Source organism: Providencia sp. (assembly GCF_003533305.1).
Lineage (GTDB): Bacteria > Pseudomonadota > Gammaproteobacteria > Enterobacterales > Enterobacteriaceae > Providencia.
The window spans coordinates 38,290-55,043 of the sequence record NZ_DOEH01000023.1 but is presented as its reverse complement, the minus strand read 5'-3'; the positions used below and the strand labels follow the sequence as shown (position 1 = coordinate 55,043).

The window sequence follows — 16,754 nt, the reverse complement described above, 5'->3', positions numbered from 1 at the left end:
CACCACCACAACGCGAAGTATGACGAGGACAAGAGCTAGGAGCTAGTACTTCATTCCCCACTCATTAGCACCTAAAACATCCCCCTTTTGACCCATAAAATGTCGATAAAACAAATCATAAGAAAGGACATTTTTTACATAGCCACGTGTTTCAGAAAAAGGAATACTTTCAACAAAAGCAACAGCATCAATACGGCCTGCGCTGTTACCTAACCAACGCGTTACCCTTGATGGACCTGCATTATAGGCCGCACTGGCTAAAATTCGATTATTACCAAACTGTTGATACACATCATCAAGATATGCTGTACCTAACTCAATATTTTTAGTCGGATTGGTTAATTGGCTGACATTAACATAATCACTAATACCTTGCTTTTGCGCTGTATGCTTAGCGGTTGCAGGCATCAATTGCATTAAACCTGTCGCGCCTACTGGTGAGCGAACTTGTGGGTTCCATGCACTTTCTTGACGAGCAATCGCCATTGCATAACTTTTCTGAATACTTTTATCTTTTGTATACAGATTAAATTCTTTTTCCCACGCTAATGGAAAACGCTCTTCAAGATGATCCCATAATTTTGCCGTGATCGTCGCTTGAACGCTGAGATCTGCCCATTTGTTATTGAAAGCATAACGGGCTAATTGTTCTTGCTGATTTGCAGGTAATGAAGATACTAAGCTCACCCATTCAGAACGAGCAAGATTGTCCATTTCCCAATACATCAGCTCGCGTACACGCTGCACTTGTGCCAGCTTACCAACGCTTTCATCAGGCTTTACCGCACCTTTAACATATATCGGGTATTCGATATTCAATTTTTGAGCGGCAACCATGGGGTAAAAACCCCGGTTCGTTGTTAATTGACGTAAAATCGTTTCGCCTTCCGCTTTCTTACCTTCATCTATTAATGTAATTGCCTGCCAATACTGCCACTCTTCTTTATTTTTAACTTCCGCCGGTAGTTGTTTAAGCCATGTAGCTACACCCGCTTTATCGCCCTGACCTAACGCCAAGCGGACTCGACGTTCTTTAAGTGCGGCTGAATTGGTTTCACGGATAGTTTCATCGCGCCATGTGGCTTGCTCAGGAGTGACATCACCCATGTATTGCCACGCAATGCTGTCTTTCATCTGTTGGCTTTCTGCCATATTCATTTTTTGTGCTGAACTAATACCTCGTAACGCAGTACGAGCTGCATCAGGCGATTGGCGCGCATAACGGCTAAAACCGGCAAGCGTTGCTTGTCGAGTAAAGTCTGTCGGCGTGATTGTATTGGCAAAAGTGACAACTGAAGATGGGTCATTTTGTAATTTGACTAACGCGTCACCAATACTTTTATAGCTTGCAGGTAAACGTTTAGCCAAATAAGTTGCTATCGAAGTATTTCCTTCTTTAATAGCAAGATGAATGCGCTCTAAGATCATTTCTGATGTGAGATAACCCGCCTTTTCCCATTCATTAAACAGTTTGTCACATGCCGTTGGCATTGAGTTTCCATTTAACCAAGCTTTTTCTGCACCCTGCCATGCGACTTGTTTATTGCCTTCAGCCCAATTGGCAAAATAAAAATTACACTGTGCTTCGATAGGTTTTGGTGCTTCAGGACTAAACGCAAGTAATGACTTCCACTCTTGACGACGAGCAAGCTCATTCACAAAACGAGTCTTTAAATTTTTTGCGACTGGTAACGTTGGATAAGTATCAATAAACTCCTGCACTTGGCGAGGAGAGACAATATCAAGGTCTTCAGTAAGTTCACGGTAAGCCAAATAAGGATATAGTGGATATTCCTGTAATGTGGGCAGTAAACGCTCCACCTCATCCATTTTATTGGCATCCCAAGCTAATTTAATGGCTTGATAGCGCTCACGTTGCGCTTGTAAAGAATCGGCCCATACCGTAGTAGATACTAACATCATAGTAACTGGGACTGCCGCCAACCAACGTTTCATATCGACTCGCTCCATCGTATAATGGTTGCTCAAGGCAATACCTCAAACAAAACCAATATTTATATTAAATAAATTGCATAATAGGATCATGCTACCGAAAGTTTTTATGTAGCAACAGCGGAGATTTCTTGAATTTATCGATTTTACAGTCCTTTACTTAGTATCAATGATTTTCTCAGCACTTTTATTAAAAACCCCGCATTTCACCATAATTTTTGGTCATTTATTACCTAAATGCATTTCAAAGTTGTTTCTATCCACGCTAAAAGCCGAATCTCTATTTTTAATCCCTACCCGATCAGGTATAGTTCATAACAAACTATTTATTGCTATTTATCGAAGCCTTTTTGAAATTTTAAGGTTTAGACATAATAAGCAGATAAGAATTTAAAATTCCCTTTATAAAACAAAAGGTAAAATACATTGGCTCAATACGTCTACTCTATGTATCGGGTTGGAAAAATTGTTCCACCGAAACGTCATATATTAAAAAATATCTCTCTTAGCTTCTTTCCGGGTGCAAAGATTGGTGTTTTAGGTCTCAACGGCGCAGGTAAATCAACATTACTACGCATCATGGCTGGTATTGATACCGATATTGAGGGGGAAGCTCGTCCTCAGCCAGGTATTAAAATTGGTTATTTGCCACAAGAGCCTAAACTGAATCTTGAACATACAGTGCGTGAAGCAGTAGAAGAAGCCGTTAGTGAAGTCAAAAATGCACTAACACGCTTGGATGAAGTGTATGCAGCTTATGCAGAGCCAGATGCTGATTTTGATAAATTAGCTAAAGAACAAGGTATCCTTGAAGCGATCATTTCAGCTCAAGATGGCCATAACCTTGATAATCAATTAGAGCGTGCAGCTGATGCACTGCGCCTGCCAGCTTGGGATGCAAAAATTGAGAACCTATCTGGTGGTGAGCGCCGTCGTGTAGCCATTTGCCGCCTACTGCTCGAAAAACCAGATATGTTACTTCTTGATGAACCAACCAACCACTTGGATGCGGAATCCGTTGCTTGGTTAGAGCGTTTCTTACACGACTATGAAGGCACTGTCGTAGCGATCACCCATGACCGTTACTTCCTTGATAACGTTGCAGGTTGGATCCTTGAGCTTGACCGTGGTGAAGGTATTCCTTGGGAAGGTAACTACTCTTCTTGGCTAGAACAAAAAGATGAACGTCTGGCTCAAGAAGCGTCAAGTGAAGCTGCCCGCCGTAAATCAATCGAGAAAGAACTTGAGTGGATACGCCAAAACCCTAAAGGTCGCCAATCGAAAGGTAAGGCGCGTTTGGCTCGTTTTGAAGAGCTTAATAGCGTTGATTACCAAAAACGTAACGAAACCAGCGAATTGTTTATTCCACCAGGACCTCGCTTAGGTGATAAAGTCCTTGAAATCGAGAACCTAAGCAAATCTTACGGTGACCGCGTCCTTATCGATAACCTAAGCTTTTCAATCCCTAAAGGGGCGATTGTCGGTATTATCGGTCCTAATGGTGCAGGTAAATCAACACTGTTCCGTATGATTTCAGGCCAAGAACAACCCGATTCAGGTTCAATCTCTTTAGGTGATACCGTTAAAATTGCTTCGGTTGATCAGTTCCGTGATTCAATGGACGATAGCAAAACCGTATGGGAAGAAATTTCTAACGGCCAAGATATTATGCGTATCGGTAACTTTGAAATCCCAAGCCGTTCATATGTTGGCCGCTTTAACTTTAAAGGTATTGACCAAGGTAAACGTGTTGGTGAGTTATCTGGTGGTGAACGTGGTCGTTTGCATTTAGCAAAACTACTGCAAGTCGGTGGCAACATGCTGCTGCTTGATGAACCAACCAATGACCTCGACATTGAAACTTTACGCGCACTCGAAAATGCCATATTAGAGTTCCCGGGCTGTGCAATGGTTATTTCCCATGACCGTTGGTTCCTTGACCGTATTGCAACTCATATCATTGATTATCAAGATGAGGGTAATATTACCTTCTTCGAAGGTAACTTCTCTGAATATGAAGATTACAAGAAGCGAACTTTAGGCGCTGAAGCACTTCAACCTCACAGAATCAAATATAAAAGAATGATTAAATAGCTCGTCTTTTGAGCAGAAAAAACGGCATCTGAATAAATTTCGATGCCGTTTTTTTTATTGAAAATTTAATCTCAAATTTAAATCGATGAAAAACTCATATTCCCCTAACTTAATTTCAACTTTAATACATTGAAATAAAACGATTTTTAATCACTTCTTAACTATGTTAAAAACTTGATATAATATTTGACAAACCATTCCATAATTTCTATTATGTGCCTCCAAGTTACTCCCTCCCGGGCTTATCTATGAGTGATGAAAAATCTAATTCTCCTGGCCGTCCTAGGCAATTTGAAGATAAAGAGATCATCGATGCAGCCGTTGCGGTCTTTAGTACCAACGGTTATGCAGGCACTTCTGCGCAAAATTTATGTGATAGTACCGGTTTAGGGCGAGGAAGTTTATATAATGCTTTTGGTAGTAAACAAGCCTTATATGAGCAAGCTTTATTGCGTAGTCATGAACAAACCATGGCAGCACAATTATCTATCCTCACGCAGTCAGGTCCGCTCAAAGATCGATTACGCTCCCTTTTACTTTGGGGGATTGCTGAAGATCTTTCACAATCAGAACAGCACGAAGCCATGGTCTTATTTTCTGCTTTAGAAATGGGAGATAAAGATCAAGTCGTCGCAAGCTTGAACCATGAATACCGACAACGCCTAGAAAATTCGCTCCTTGCAATATTTGTTGAAGGACAAGCAAATGGGGAATTTCGAACCAAAGCTTCAGCCCCAGAAATAACCAGAAGTTTTTTAGCGGGTTACTACGGTTTACGTGTACTAAACAAAAACATTTCAGATAAAAGCTTTCTGGAAGATGTAGTTAATGGCCTCTTAGCCAACTTGTAATTCCATCACCAGTATAAAATAAATCGAACTATTAAATTTTGTAACGATCATTAAACAATGAGAATCGTTTATTTTTGTAATGTTCATTAAACAAATAGGAGAGTAGTAAAAAAATGCCATTAGCAGTATATATTTTAGGGTTAGCAGTTTTCTCAATTGGCACCGCAGAATTAATGGTCGCGGGTATGACTGCGACTTTATCCGATGCCTTTGGAATCAGTGTAGGTGACGTTGGACATTTAATTTCATATTATGCTTTTGGGGTCATGCTAGGGGGGCCTGTACTCACCTATTTTTTCCTAAAGTATAAAGTACAATATCGAAAAATTTTGCTGATCCTCTTAGCGCTCTATGTCGTAATCCAAGGCTTAAGCGCCTTTGTCTCCAGCTATACTCTTTTGGTCATTATTCGCCTTATCACGGGCGTATTATGTGCAGGTTGCTTGAGCCTCTCACTCGCCACTAGTATGGCCATGGTGCCAAATTATGACCGCCCTCGCGCTGCCGCTATCGTGATTGGTGGCTTTATGATTTCCAATGTGTTTGGTGTCCCTCTTGCAACGATGATTGACCAACAGTGGGGTTGGCGTATTACTTTCGGCTTAGTCGCTGTGTTGGTTTTGATTTGCCTCATCGCTCTGGAACGTCTTTTACCTGAAGTATCCGGTGGTGGGAAAGTCAAAATGGAGGAAGAACTCAAGGCCTTTAAAAATAAAGCTTACTGGAAAGCCTGTGTAACAAGTTGCTTGATTTTAGGTGCAAGCTTTGCTGCATTTAGTTATTTCGTCCCCGTTTTGGTCGATATCTCTGGATTTAGTATGCAAGCCGCTCCCTTTATTTTGATGGCATTTGGTTTTTCAAACATCGTGGGTAATATGATCACAGGTCGATTAGCACATAATTACAGCCTTCAGATCATGCTCGTCGGGCTCACCATATTAAGCATTTCCTTGTTCGCTTTTGCAATCTTTGCCGAATATAAAACCGTGGCAATTATTTCAATAATCTTAATTGGATTATCTGGTGTCCCAATGAACCCTGCAATGATGGCAAGAATTGTCAGCGTTGCGCACCCAGGTCCGATGGTCAATGCGGTGCATACCTCAGTCATTAATATTGGCTTAGGGGGAGGATCTTACTTTGGTGGTTTAGCGATTACAAATGGCTATGGTTTGCGTTCAGGCTTATGGATTGGTGCAGTATTAGCAGTATTAGCATTGGTTTCAATTTTACCATATGTGCGTCACCGCCAACGTCAGCAAGCTTGGTCTTAATTTGATCATACATTCAATATAAAGATTTAGGTTAAAGCGGATAATATTCGCGATTAATAAAGATTCGATTACTTTATCATTCATTTCAGGACATTTTGGATAATCAAAAGCCTTAGAATTAAGCCGCTTTAATCTATTTCTCAAATTTAAATGTGTTCGTTCAATCATCCAGCATTAATAATTGCTGAACTAATGATACACAGGTTAAGAAACGTGAATCGTAATCAGGCGATTCAACACGAACATATTCAATATTATTTTTCTCTAACATTTCAATCAGTAATGACTGAAATTCTTGCCTGTCGTTATCACTACCTAAACTGCGTAAACCATCGGCCACCCATGGGGTATTATTTTCTAGCACAATAACCAAGTCAAAACGATATTCATCAATCAATGCTTGAACAAATGGGTGTTCTTTGCCTTCATAACGTAGGCAAAAAGCTTGAGTGGTAACAAAATCAGTATCAATAAAAGCAACTTTATTGGCATATTTAACAGAAAAATCAATATATTGTGCATGACCTAATGCAATTTTATCATAGTCAGAATATTGCAATGCCATTTCGTTACCACCTAAGTGGCTGAATACATAATCACGGCCATATTCCCACGCACTGGTGGTATTAAAAATATTGGCTAATTTATTTACCAACGTAGATTTACCACTAGATTCGCCCCCTAAAATCGCCACTTTACGGACAAAGAATGGTTTAACTTCTGTTGGAATATAATCCCAATAGCGAAATGGCGCCTGACGAATTTGATTACCGCTGATATTCATAAAACTGCGTTCAGGATCAATTAAAATTGTTTCTATACCCAGATATTTTTTATAACGTGGCACATCATTCTGTTCACCTGAATAGATAAAACTTGGATTAATATTATGTTTTTTCAAAAAACCTTTCATGCCATCACTCCACACTTCCCAACCATGTGGATAGGGTTCAATCCCTTTCTCATCAAATGAATGAATATGAATATTTTTTTGATACTTAAAAGTTTGTAATAGCCAACGCAGGCGGTCGCTCACAGTTGGTTGCTGTGACATCGAACTATTAACAAACAAATCTTTATCACGCGGTTCATCATGGCACAGGATCACATGTAGCTCATCCACTTGGCTACAAGCTCGCTGGATCAAATATATATGCCCTGTATGCAGAGGATAGAATTTCCCGACAACGATACCAATTGTTTTTTGTTTATTCGGATATTCCAATCCTAAAAAGCGATGAAGTGCATCAATTTTGTGCGCGCTAGGACTTTTTATCTTGTCATTGATTAATTGGCTGAGATAGCCTTTGGTCATCTCTGTCGCATCAGCAACTTGCTGTAATGTATAACCAGCTCGCTTAATTGCATTTTTCAGATAGTCAAAATCAGCCATTTAATTTCCTTTTACTCAAAAAAAAATCCAAATTTCAGTTATATTCAAAGCACACCAGCCTAAGATATTTAATATAATTCAATACGCTAAAAATAAACATTCAAAAAATACTATTTGGATACACTCTAAATAATTCGTATTGTGGCTAGGCGAATGATGCCAACACTGCCACAGCGCGAAGTCTGACGAGTAGAGTATAGGATTAATCGAGTTCATCCATTACAGTCAAAGCATCTGCTAACTTCTTCACCCCATACACCTTCATATCTGGCGGTAATTTTTTAGGCATATTGGCATGAGGTACTATCGCACGTTTAAAGCCGTGTTTTGCCGCTTCTGAAATACGCTCTTGTCCGCTTGGTACTGGTCGAATTTCACCTGCCAGCCCTACCTCACCAAAGACCACTAAATCTCTCGGCAATGGCCGGTCGCGAAAACTCGATACTAAAGAAAGTAATAAGGCGAGATCAGCACTGGTTTCTGTCACTTTAACCCCACCGACCACATTCACAAAGACGTCTTGGTCTGACATTTGCAAACCACCATGACGGTGTAATACCGCCAGTAAAATGGCTAATCGGTTTTGTTCAAGCCCAACAGCCACCCGACGTGGGTTCGACATCATGGAATGATCAACCAACGCTTGGATTTCCACCAGCAATGGTCTTGTGCCTTCCCAAACTACCATCACAGAGCTACCTGATGTGACTTCATCGCCACGACTCAAAAAAATCGCTGATGGGTTACTCACCTCTTTCAGCCCTTGCTCAGTCATGGCAAAAACACCGAGCTCATTCACCGCACCAAAACGATTTTTATGGCTACGCAGTGTCCGAAAACGGTTATCTGCATCGCCATCAAGCATAATGGAGCAGTCGATACAGTGCTCAAGCACTTTAGGTCCAGCCAATGAACCATCTTTAGTCACATGACCGACCATGATGATTGCCACACCGCGTGTTTTAGCGAAGCGCGTTAAATAAGCCGCGGTTTCTCTCACCTGTGCAACACTTCCTGGCGATGATTGAATATCAGCCATGTGCATCACCTGAATTGAGTCGATAACCATCAATTTAGGCAGCTCTTGCTCCGCTGTTAAGCAAATTTGTTCAATACTGGTTTCAGACAGCATATTGACCGAGTCAGTTGGTAGCCCTAAACGATGCGCTCGCATAGCAACTTGTTGAAGTGACTCTTCCCCCGTGACATACAGGGTTTTCATTTCACGCGAAAGCAGGCACATGGTTTGCAATAATAGCGTACTTTTACCTGCACCCGGGCTACCACCAATTAGGATGGCACTTCCCGGCACCACACCACCACCGAGCACTCGGTCAAATTCTTTAAATCCCGTCGTAAAACGCGGCAATTCATCCAAGCTAATTTCAGATAATTTCTGAACTTTGCTTATACCAGCTGAATTTCCTGCATATCCCGTTAAACGTTCAGTTCGGGATGAGGCGTTACTTGAGGCTAGGCGCACTTCCGTAATGGTATTCCATGCCTGACAAGCACTACACTGCCCTTGCCAGCGGGGATAATCCGCCCCACAGTCATTACAAACAAACGCTCTTTTTACACCTTTAGCCACGACTAACTCCTCTTGAAAACCATTTACACTCTTAAACTTAATTTTTTGATTTTTAAATAAATTTACAATAATACTCTAAATAATTCATGCTGTGGCAAGGCGGCAAACGAGGATAGCTCGGGGAGCATACACAAGTATATGACCCAAGTAACCGAGTGCAGCCAACAACGCCACAGCTCAAAGTATGACGAATACTCTAAATAATTCATGTTGTGGCAAGGCGGCAAACGAGGATAGCTCGGGGAGCATACACAAGTATGTGACCCGAGTAGCCGAGTGCAGCCAACACAGCCACAGCATGAATTATGACGAGTATTTTAGCGTTCCTCGTGCTTGAGCCCACCACTTAACACACACAACACCCCCATAAGATCTGCATGACGGATAGCAACCTTCGCCCTTGCGTATACTTTTGGCTTTGCGTGATAAGCGATCCCAAGCCCTGCTTTACGTAACATTTTCAGGTCATTAGCACCATCGCCTATGGCAACGGTTTGCTCCATTGGAATATTTAAACGTTCTGCCAACTTTACCAATACCTGCGCTTTAAATTTGGCGTCAACAATTGGCCCTTTAACTTTACCCGTTAATTTACCATTTTTAATTTCGAGTTGATTGGCAACGGCATCGACGAGTTTAAGTTGTTGACGTAAATTATCAGCAAAGAAAGTAAAACCACCTGAGGCTATAGCGATATGCCAATCCATTGCTTGTAATTTACGCACTAAACTGGTCAGCCCGGGCATTAAAGGCAGTGTTTCTAGCACTTGATTAAGGATTGATGCGTCTGCACCTTGCAGTAAACCTACTCGTGCTCTTAAACTTTCAGTGAAATCAAGCTCACCAAGCATTGCCCGCTCAGTCACTTCTGCAACTTGTTCACCCACGCCCGCAATTCGTGCAATTTCATCGATACATTCAATTTGGATTGCCGTTGAATCCATGTCCATCAACAAGATACCTGGTGAACGTAAACGAGGAATTAAACCTAATGGCACCACATCCAATAAACATTCATCGGCGAGCTTTTTGATCCTAGGCGTAATGCTACCGGCAATTCTAACGACTTGATAATCATCAATACGCCAAGAAGAAACGATAACAATCGCAATACCTAAACGCTGCTGAAAATTACTAATACGTGCCTTATCTAAACCACGACCATATAATAACCAGCCACTGTCACCTGCGCGATAATCTAAAGGCATTACCTCTTCGCCACTGAGGGATAGCGGCAAACCAGGCCATTTTTGAATTTCATCGGGTAAATAACAATAGGTCAAACTCGTTGACATGAAAATTAGCTCCTGTAATCGACATAACTTTTTATAATAAAAATGTGTTACAAAACTATTCTATCTGCATAACCTCTGGCAACATAGAGCCAGAAAATAAACAAAGAGTGCGATGCCTAATGAAACTTACCTTTAAGCGACACAAAACAGTGATTATTGTTATTTGCATTGCGTTAGTGACCTTGCTTATGCATGGCGTTTCATACTTAGGTTATAGCCAAAACCAAAGCAGAGTTGAACAATTCAAGCAGTTAACTCATGTTTTAGCAGAGCAGGTGGCTTTCAGCTTATCCGATTATATTGTTCCCGGCAGCAAAGATTTTAATTTAGAGCGAATTAATGCCAATTTAAATAACGTGGCAAAAGATAAATACATTTTAGATGCCAGTATCTACAGCGCCAGCGGCACCTTAATTACGCAAGTCGGAGAACCTGCCACTGTTCGAGAAAGACTCGCGATTGACGGTAATCAATCACTACAAAATTTTCAGTATCAATTAGTCGTACCTATTCTTGGAGATAAAGAACCCAAAGGGCACTTACGTCTAACGATTGATACCGAGCTACTCAACGCCGAAATTCAGCAAGCTGATAACAGTACAAATGTCCTACGTATTTTTATTTTATTGGCGCTTTGCATTGGTTTTGTCTTAGCAAACACACTATTTCGCTTAAAGAAAAAGAAAGGCCAAAGCCTGCCGTTACCTTTAGTGGTCAGTAATGAAGCCAATGATGAAGAAAGTGATGAAGAGGCTGACAATATGGAACAAGGCGATAAAAAAGCACCGCCGAAAAGAACGCCTCATTTAAGACGTAAAAAAGACCCAAGACCTTACAACCCAAGAAAATCGCCACCAAAAACAAAACCCACTAAACCGTCATCTTCTAGCGACTAAACAGGGGGTTGCCCCCTGATTAGATAGTGCTGGTATCAAACACAATAGGCGCGATAAATTCAACTTTCCCATCGATCAGCAATGTTTCTGGTGGGATAGGAAAAGGCGCTGCACGTGAGATAGTTGCCAAGGCCTCTTTATCAAGCACTTTAGTACCTGATGAATTCATCAAACTGGCGTTAATCACTAAGCCTTTACTATCAACCGTAACTTTGACTTGAGAAACCCCCGTTGAACGAAAACGTAGAGCTGCTCTTGGATAACGCTTGGCTTTAGCTAATCGTTGATGAACTTCACTATGCCAACTTTGTTGACCACTCACTGCCGCAGAAGAATTACTCGAAAAATTAGCACTATTACTTGATGCGCTCCCCGAGGTAGGCATTGATGTAACCGCCGACTCTTGAGTGGTCACAGGGGCATCTTCAAAAACCTTTTTTTCCTGTGGAATTTTCTTTTTGGGTGGGCGTTTTTTCTCGCTGACTTTGGTCAAAGTACCATTATCCACAAGGGGCGTCTGTGGCAATTTATCTATCTTCTCAACTACTTCAGGCAGTGTTTCTTCACGAGTCACCATCTGCTGCTTAGGTGCATGATTAACTTCGGGTTCTGCATGTTGCTCCAGTTGGTACACGCCAAGCTGCAACGAAATGGCAGGCGGCAATACCCCTGTTTTTGGAATTGTTGACGTGAACCAGCCAACTAAAATCACTGCTAGCGTTCCATGAAAAAGAATACTTAAAAACAAACCGCCCAAAGGACGGAAAATCGGGCTTTCTAACTTGCCCGCAATACTGCTCATATTTTGCCTCACGACTTTATTTTTTGTAGATTATAGGCATAATACAAACAAAAATGATATTCATTATTATTACTGCATTTATAATAATTAAAATAACTTATTGATTTAATAGATAAAGTAATCTGAGCAGATTATTAACGACACATTAATTGTGTTCTTTCACTATTTTGACACCAGCAAAATGACGAATGATAAATCCCTTGCCCGAAAAATTAGCGGTGCATATCAGTCAACTTATAGCCAACTTGTCCGCTTTTTCCGCAATCGGCTAGATAACAGCAATGATGCAGATGATTTATCACAGGATGTGTTTACACTATGGCTTAATCGTAAAGAGCAATCTCCGATAAAAGAGAGCCGTGCGTATTTGTTCAAAATTGCCAATCATGTTTTGATTGACCACTGGCGCCGTAATCAACGCCAAAGTAAATCAGAAACCTCTATCGATGATATTGGCTTTGAACACAGTTTTGAACAAACGCAAGAAGATCCCAGTGAAATATTAGAACATCAACAACGTATACAAAGACTTGGCGAAGCCATTGATTTACTGCCACCTCGTCGTAGAGAAGCCTTTTTACTTTACCGTTTTGATGGATTGTCTCAAAGTGAGATTGCAGAACGCATGGAAATTTCAATCAGTATGGTTGAAAAGCACATCGCGGCTGCGTTAGTACATTGTAAAAAACACCTTGATAATCAGGGCAACAATAATTAATGACACAGACCCCTTCGCAAAAGTCAGATGACGCGGAACGTATTGATGAAGAGGCGGCGCTTTGGTTTACTCGTATGCACAGCCAGCGCATAACCACCTTAGAGTCAACGCAGTTCAAATTGTGGCTGAGTGCATCTCTTGAACACGCCAAAGCCTATGATGCTATCGCAGGTATTTGGCGTGACTTTGATGCAATGCCGCGTCCTACTTCTGTGGAGTTGATATCCCCAAAACGTCATTTTTTTCGTTTATGGCGTCCCCTTGGAAATACACTCGCGGCTTTTTTTATTGCAGCGATTTTGTTTTTACCTTATAGCCATTTGCCCGCCATGTTGCTCAACAATATGACTCTCGTCGCCACTGACTCCCCAAAAGAAGTGACGTTATCTGATGGCTCGCAGCTTTTTCTTAATCGCCAGACACGTATTCGAGTTGCCTATGAAACACAGATCCGAAATCTCTATTTAGATGAAGGAAATGTATACTTCAAAGTAAAATCCAACCCCTATCGCCCTTTTGTTATTCAGACAAACGAAAGACGAATTCAAGTCGTAGGAACTGAATTTGAAGTCGATAAAAAAGGCCAGCAAGTCTCCGTCAATGTCAGTCAAGGCATTGTGAGCTTTCAAAGTGCGAATGATCAAAAAGCAATTTATCTATTAGCTGGCGAAAGCGCCACTAGCGCAGGTATCAACAGCAAAATTACTCGCAATAATATCGAGCCGTTAAATATTGCCAGATGGCGATTCGGTGAATTGGTCTTTATTGATAAGCCGCTTGCAGATGTTTTACGTGAACTTCATGCCTACTCTTCAGCTAATATTGAGCTATCACCCCCAACCCTCGCCAACAGTAAAATCTCTGGCCGTATCAATTTACGCCAACCAGAAAAGTTTTTCCAAGCCCTTCCATCGCTATTACCCGTTGAAGTCGTTTATAAAGATAAAGATAATATATTGATTATCCAGAACAAAAAAAATAAATGAAAAATATTTTCATTTGCAGGTGAGGATAATTCTCATTTCACCCTCTTCTTAAGCAGTTGTTATTTTATTTGGCAATTTTCAGCACACTTTTTGTGCAGCTTAAGAATAAGGGATACGCATGTCTATTCAGTTTACACAAGGTCGGTTAAAACCACTTGCGCTGTCGATGGCTGTCAGTAGCGCAATAGTTTGCCAATCCGCTATTGCGCAAGAACAGTCTTTCTCATTACCGGAACAATCGCTAGCCACTGCGGTTTCACAAATCAGTACTCAAGGACAGTTACAGTTACTTTATGATAAAAGCCAACTCAATGGCTTACGAGCACCTGCATTATCAGGCAACTATACCGCGCAAACCGCATTACAAAAAATACTCATCGGTAGCGGGCTAGAACTGGTTAATGAAAATGGTGTGTTCGTTATTCGTCCTCAGAATTTAAACCAAGGCACATTGGTTCTTCCTGAAACACAAGTCTCTGGTGTGGTACAAAACCACCCGACAACGGATGTGATGTCAGCCCCACAATACGTAACTTCAGAAGAAATCAGTCAGAAAAATACCGGTGACGGCAATATTACTGATTTGATGAAGACAAACCCAGCCGTACAATTTGCCAATAATGATAGTAACTCTATGAACCAAGGGGAAATAAAACCTTCCCGTATTTCCATTCATGGTTCTAGTAGCTACCAAAATGCCTATCGCCTTGATGGCGTCAGTTTCAACAATGACTTTGACCCCGCAGACAGTGGTCTGGGGGAAACGTCAACTCGCCTAAGCAGTGGAGATCAAGGGATTTACATTGATAGTCGCCTGATTGATAGCATGGCGGTATATGACAATAATATTCCTGTCGAATTCGGTGGATTTACGGGCGGAACGGTCGAAGTTAATAGCCGCCGCTGGCAGGGTGAAAATAGTGCCCATGCTTATTATCGTTTAACGCGCTCTGGTTGGAACAATTTATTCCACGATTCATCTCAAGGCATTGATACAACTAAAAATGATACAGCTAACCCCGCCCGTTTCCAAAACCGCTTCGACAAAAGTGATTTTGGTGGTTGGTTCGAGCTTGGTGTGAGTGAAAATTCAGGGTTAGTTTTCTCTGCATCACGCCGTAGTTCAACAATACCGATGACGGTAACTGGCGGAGAGGCATTTGTCCTTGAAAATAATTCAATCGAACCCATTTTTTCAGATTCAGGTAAGAAAAATCAACGTCGCACCTCAGATAACTACTTCTTAAAATATTCAGTTGATTTATCCGAGAAGAGCTCATTAGATTTATCCGCAAACTATGCCTCTTACGACAGCCGTCTATTTTCATCTTCCGTGAGTAACTCTGGATATGATTCAACTCATGATGGGCTTGGTTTTACTGCGGTATTCAAACAACAATTGGATCTTGGTCAATTAGAAGTTACCGCCAATACCCAAGATTTAAAAGATGATCGCAAAAATGACCAAAAATATGCGCTAACTGTTCGCGCTTTCGATGCAAACTGGCAGATGATTGAACGAAATAGCGGTGGCCTTGGTGATTTAGAATCCAAACAAAAAAATCATGGCCTTAAAACTGTAATGCGCTTTAATCAGCAAGAAGATGGATTGGGGTTAATGCACCAGCCGACAATGGGTGCTGAAGTTAATTATACTAAAGGCACCTATCTGCGTGATAATGATTACTTCCGTTACACCTACTCCGGTGATCTTGATGAAAACGATGTATATACTGGTCACTTAAGTAATATTAATCGTTTTCGTGCTGGCTCCTACTCCGCTGATTACACTAACTACGCAATATTTCTCGACGATAGCATTCAATATGGCAAATTAACTCTTCGCCCAGGTATTCGCCTTGACCGTGATGACTTTGTTAACCGCACCAATATTGCCCCTCGTTTAAGTGGCGTCTATGATGTTTTTGGTGATAGTAAAACACAAATAATTGCGGGCGCTAACCGCTATTATGGTCGTTCTATGCTCACTTATGCACTATATGGTGCACAAAATGGTGGCATGCAAAACTGTTGGGGTGATGAAGATAACCCATGTTCAATGAATCCAAATAATAATAGCTGGGATAATCAAAAAGATTATGAGGGACTTGAGTCACTCAAAACCCCTTATAACGATGAGTTAACCCTCGCTCTACAACAAGAAATTTTATCCACCACATGGCGCTTACAATACGTACACCGCGAAGGTTATGACGAAGTCAGAAATCGGACTAAATACGATAACCCACGAGATCCAAATACACGAAATATCCGTACCTTTGATAACGGTGGCCGCAGTTCACACGATACAGTCACATTATCAACAAGTAACACCCAGCCGTGGGAATGGGCAGATGCGTCTCATGTCATGACCGCGTCCTTTACATGGCAACAAAGCGAAAGTAACACACCGAAAGATGCGGGTTATACTGCTTACGATCCAGCCAATAAAGTTAATCTGAATAAAGTCTGGTACGACGGTAAAGTTATTGATGCCTCAAAACTACCATCAACCAGTTTCAACTCACCTATTAAGCTCAATTTAGAGTTAACCAGTGTCTGGGATGAATATGATGTGACTTGGTATAACCGCCTGCAATGGTGGGGAGCACGTAGCCAAGCCGTTCGCTATGACAACTCTTACTATTCCGATCCTGAAGTGGGTCAAATACGTAAATACACTAAGCAAAACTTTGCTAGCAAATACACATGGGATACTCGCCTCGGCTGGAAACCTGACTTCGCCTATGGCTTTGGTTTCTCTGTTGAAGTCAATAATGTGTTGAATAATAAAAATATTGCCGACCGCTTTGTATTCGAAGATAGAACCTTGAAATCTTACGATGCAGGCCGTCAGTTCTGGTTACAGGTTAATTACGACCTTTAATTCAGTACAAAAAT

General features: G+C 41.3%; 12 protein-coding genes and 1 pseudogene. 7 read left to right on the top strand and 6 right to left on the bottom strand.

Annotated elements, in window-relative coordinates:
- Window positions 1–42: 42 nt before the first annotated feature.
- Window positions 43–1,956, bottom strand: a complete 1,914-nt coding sequence (gene sltY / locus DD649_RS14675) for a murein transglycosylase (protein WP_294109021.1) — start codon at window positions 1,954–1,956, stop codon at window positions 43–45.
- Window positions 1,957–2,379: 423 nt separating this feature from the next.
- Between sltY and ettA the strand changes: the two genes are divergently transcribed.
- The 3 genes from ettA to DD649_RS14660 all read left to right on the top strand — a co-directional run bounded on the left by ettA (window position 2,380) and on the right by DD649_RS14660 (window position 6,172).
- On the top strand, window positions 2,380–4,047 hold the full coding sequence (gene ettA / locus DD649_RS14670) for an energy-dependent translational throttle protein EttA (RefSeq protein WP_294108177.1): 1,668 nt from the start codon (window positions 2,380–2,382) through the stop codon (window positions 4,045–4,047).
- 248 nt (window positions 4,048–4,295) lie between these two features.
- Window positions 4,296–4,898, top strand: a complete 603-nt coding sequence (locus tag DD649_RS14665; protein WP_294108175.1) for a TetR/AcrR family transcriptional regulator — start codon at window positions 4,296–4,298, stop codon at window positions 4,896–4,898.
- A gap of 113 nt (window positions 4,899–5,011) precedes the next feature.
- Complete coding sequence (locus tag DD649_RS14660) at window positions 5,012–6,172, top strand: MFS transporter (RefSeq protein ID WP_294108173.1); 1,161 nt, start codon at window positions 5,012–5,014, stop codon at window positions 6,170–6,172.
- A 31-nt stretch (window positions 6,173–6,203) separates the two neighbouring features.
- On the opposite strand, the pseudogene DD649_RS14655 reads toward DD649_RS14660, so the two are convergent.
- The 4 genes and pseudogenes from DD649_RS14655 to serB form a co-directional block, all read right to left on the bottom strand.
- Window positions 6,204–6,337: pseudogene (locus tag DD649_RS14655) on the bottom strand (IS1 family transposase); the annotation flags it as partial.
- Entirely contained in the window at window positions 6,333–7,565 is a 1,233-nt protein-coding gene (nadR, locus tag DD649_RS14650; RefSeq protein ID WP_336430890.1) for a multifunctional transcriptional regulator/nicotinamide-nucleotide adenylyltransferase/ribosylnicotinamide kinase NadR, read from the bottom strand. The gene nadR and the pseudogene DD649_RS14655, both read right to left, overlap by 5 nt.
- Window positions 7,566–7,767: 202 nt before the next feature.
- Window positions 7,768–9,156 (bottom strand): DNA repair protein RadA, encoded by a 1,389-nt coding sequence (radA, locus tag DD649_RS14645; protein WP_294108169.1) that lies wholly within the window; start codon window positions 9,154–9,156, stop codon window positions 7,768–7,770.
- Between the two features lie 317 nt (window positions 9,157–9,473).
- Window positions 9,474–10,451, bottom strand: a complete 978-nt coding sequence (gene serB, locus DD649_RS14640; protein ID WP_294108167.1) for a phosphoserine phosphatase — start codon at window positions 10,449–10,451, stop codon at window positions 9,474–9,476.
- Between the two features lie 119 nt (window positions 10,452–10,570).
- Here serB and DD649_RS14635 point away from each other — a divergent pair, with 119 nt between their 5' ends.
- Window positions 10,571–11,347, top strand: coding sequence for an AhpA/YtjB family protein (locus DD649_RS14635; protein WP_294108165.1), 777 nt, complete (start codon window positions 10,571–10,573; stop codon window positions 11,345–11,347).
- 19 nt (window positions 11,348–11,366) lie between these two features.
- On the opposite strand, the gene DD649_RS14630 is transcribed toward DD649_RS14635, so the two are convergent.
- On the bottom strand, window positions 11,367–12,149 hold the full coding sequence (locus tag DD649_RS14630; protein WP_294108163.1) for an energy transducer TonB: 783 nt from the start codon (window positions 12,147–12,149) through the stop codon (window positions 11,367–11,369).
- A 181-nt stretch (window positions 12,150–12,330) separates the two neighbouring features.
- Here DD649_RS14630 and DD649_RS14625 point away from each other — a divergent pair, with 181 nt between their 5' ends.
- The 3 genes from DD649_RS14625 to DD649_RS14615 all read left to right on the top strand — a co-directional run bounded on the left by DD649_RS14625 (window position 12,331) and on the right by DD649_RS14615 (window position 16,740).
- Window positions 12,331–12,867: an RNA polymerase sigma factor gene (locus DD649_RS14625; protein ID WP_294108161.1), complete on the top strand. Its 537-nt coding sequence runs from the start codon at window positions 12,331–12,333 to the stop codon at window positions 12,865–12,867.
- Window positions 12,867–13,853 (top strand): FecR domain-containing protein, encoded by a 987-nt coding sequence (locus DD649_RS14620; RefSeq protein ID WP_336430888.1) that lies wholly within the window; start codon window positions 12,867–12,869, stop codon window positions 13,851–13,853. The genes DD649_RS14625 and DD649_RS14620 overlap by 1 nt, the downstream gene beginning before the upstream one ends.
- Before the next feature lie 118 nt (window positions 13,854–13,971).
- A complete protein-coding gene (locus DD649_RS14615) occupies window positions 13,972–16,740 on the top strand; it encodes a secretin and TonB N-terminal domain-containing protein (RefSeq protein WP_294108157.1) in 2,769 nt (922 codons plus the stop codon).
- The last annotated feature ends 14 nt before the right edge of the window (window positions 16,741–16,754 follow it).

Bases quoted from the DNA above. Each gene is read 5' to 3' on its own strand.
- sltY (WP_294109021.1), bottom strand. From the start codon at position 1,956: ATGAAACGTTGGTTGGCGGCAGTCCCAGTTACTATGATGTTAGTATCT.
- DD649_RS14665 (WP_294108175.1), top strand. From the start codon at position 4,296: ATGAGTGATGAAAAATCTAATTCTCCTGGCCGTCCTAGGCAATTTGAA.
- DD649_RS14660 (WP_294108173.1), top strand. From the start codon at position 5,012: ATGCCATTAGCAGTATATATTTTAGGGTTAGCAGTTTTCTCAATTGGC.
- nadR (WP_336430890.1), bottom strand. From the start codon at position 7,565: ATGGCTGATTTTGACTATCTGAAAAATGCAATTAAGCGAGCTGGTTAT.
- serB (WP_294108167.1), bottom strand. From the start codon at position 10,451: ATGTCAACGAGTTTGACCTATTGTTATTTACCCGATGAAATTCAAAAA.
- DD649_RS14635 (WP_294108165.1), top strand. From the start codon at position 10,571: ATGAAACTTACCTTTAAGCGACACAAAACAGTGATTATTGTTATTTGC.
- DD649_RS14630 (WP_294108163.1), bottom strand. From the start codon at position 12,149: ATGAGCAGTATTGCGGGCAAGTTAGAAAGCCCGATTTTCCGTCCTTTG.
- DD649_RS14625 (WP_294108161.1), top strand. From the start codon at position 12,331: ATGACGAATGATAAATCCCTTGCCCGAAAAATTAGCGGTGCATATCAG.
- DD649_RS14620 (WP_336430888.1), top strand. From the start codon at position 12,867: ATGACACAGACCCCTTCGCAAAAGTCAGATGACGCGGAACGTATTGAT.
- DD649_RS14615 (WP_294108157.1), top strand. From the start codon at position 13,972: ATGTCTATTCAGTTTACACAAGGTCGGTTAAAACCACTTGCGCTGTCG.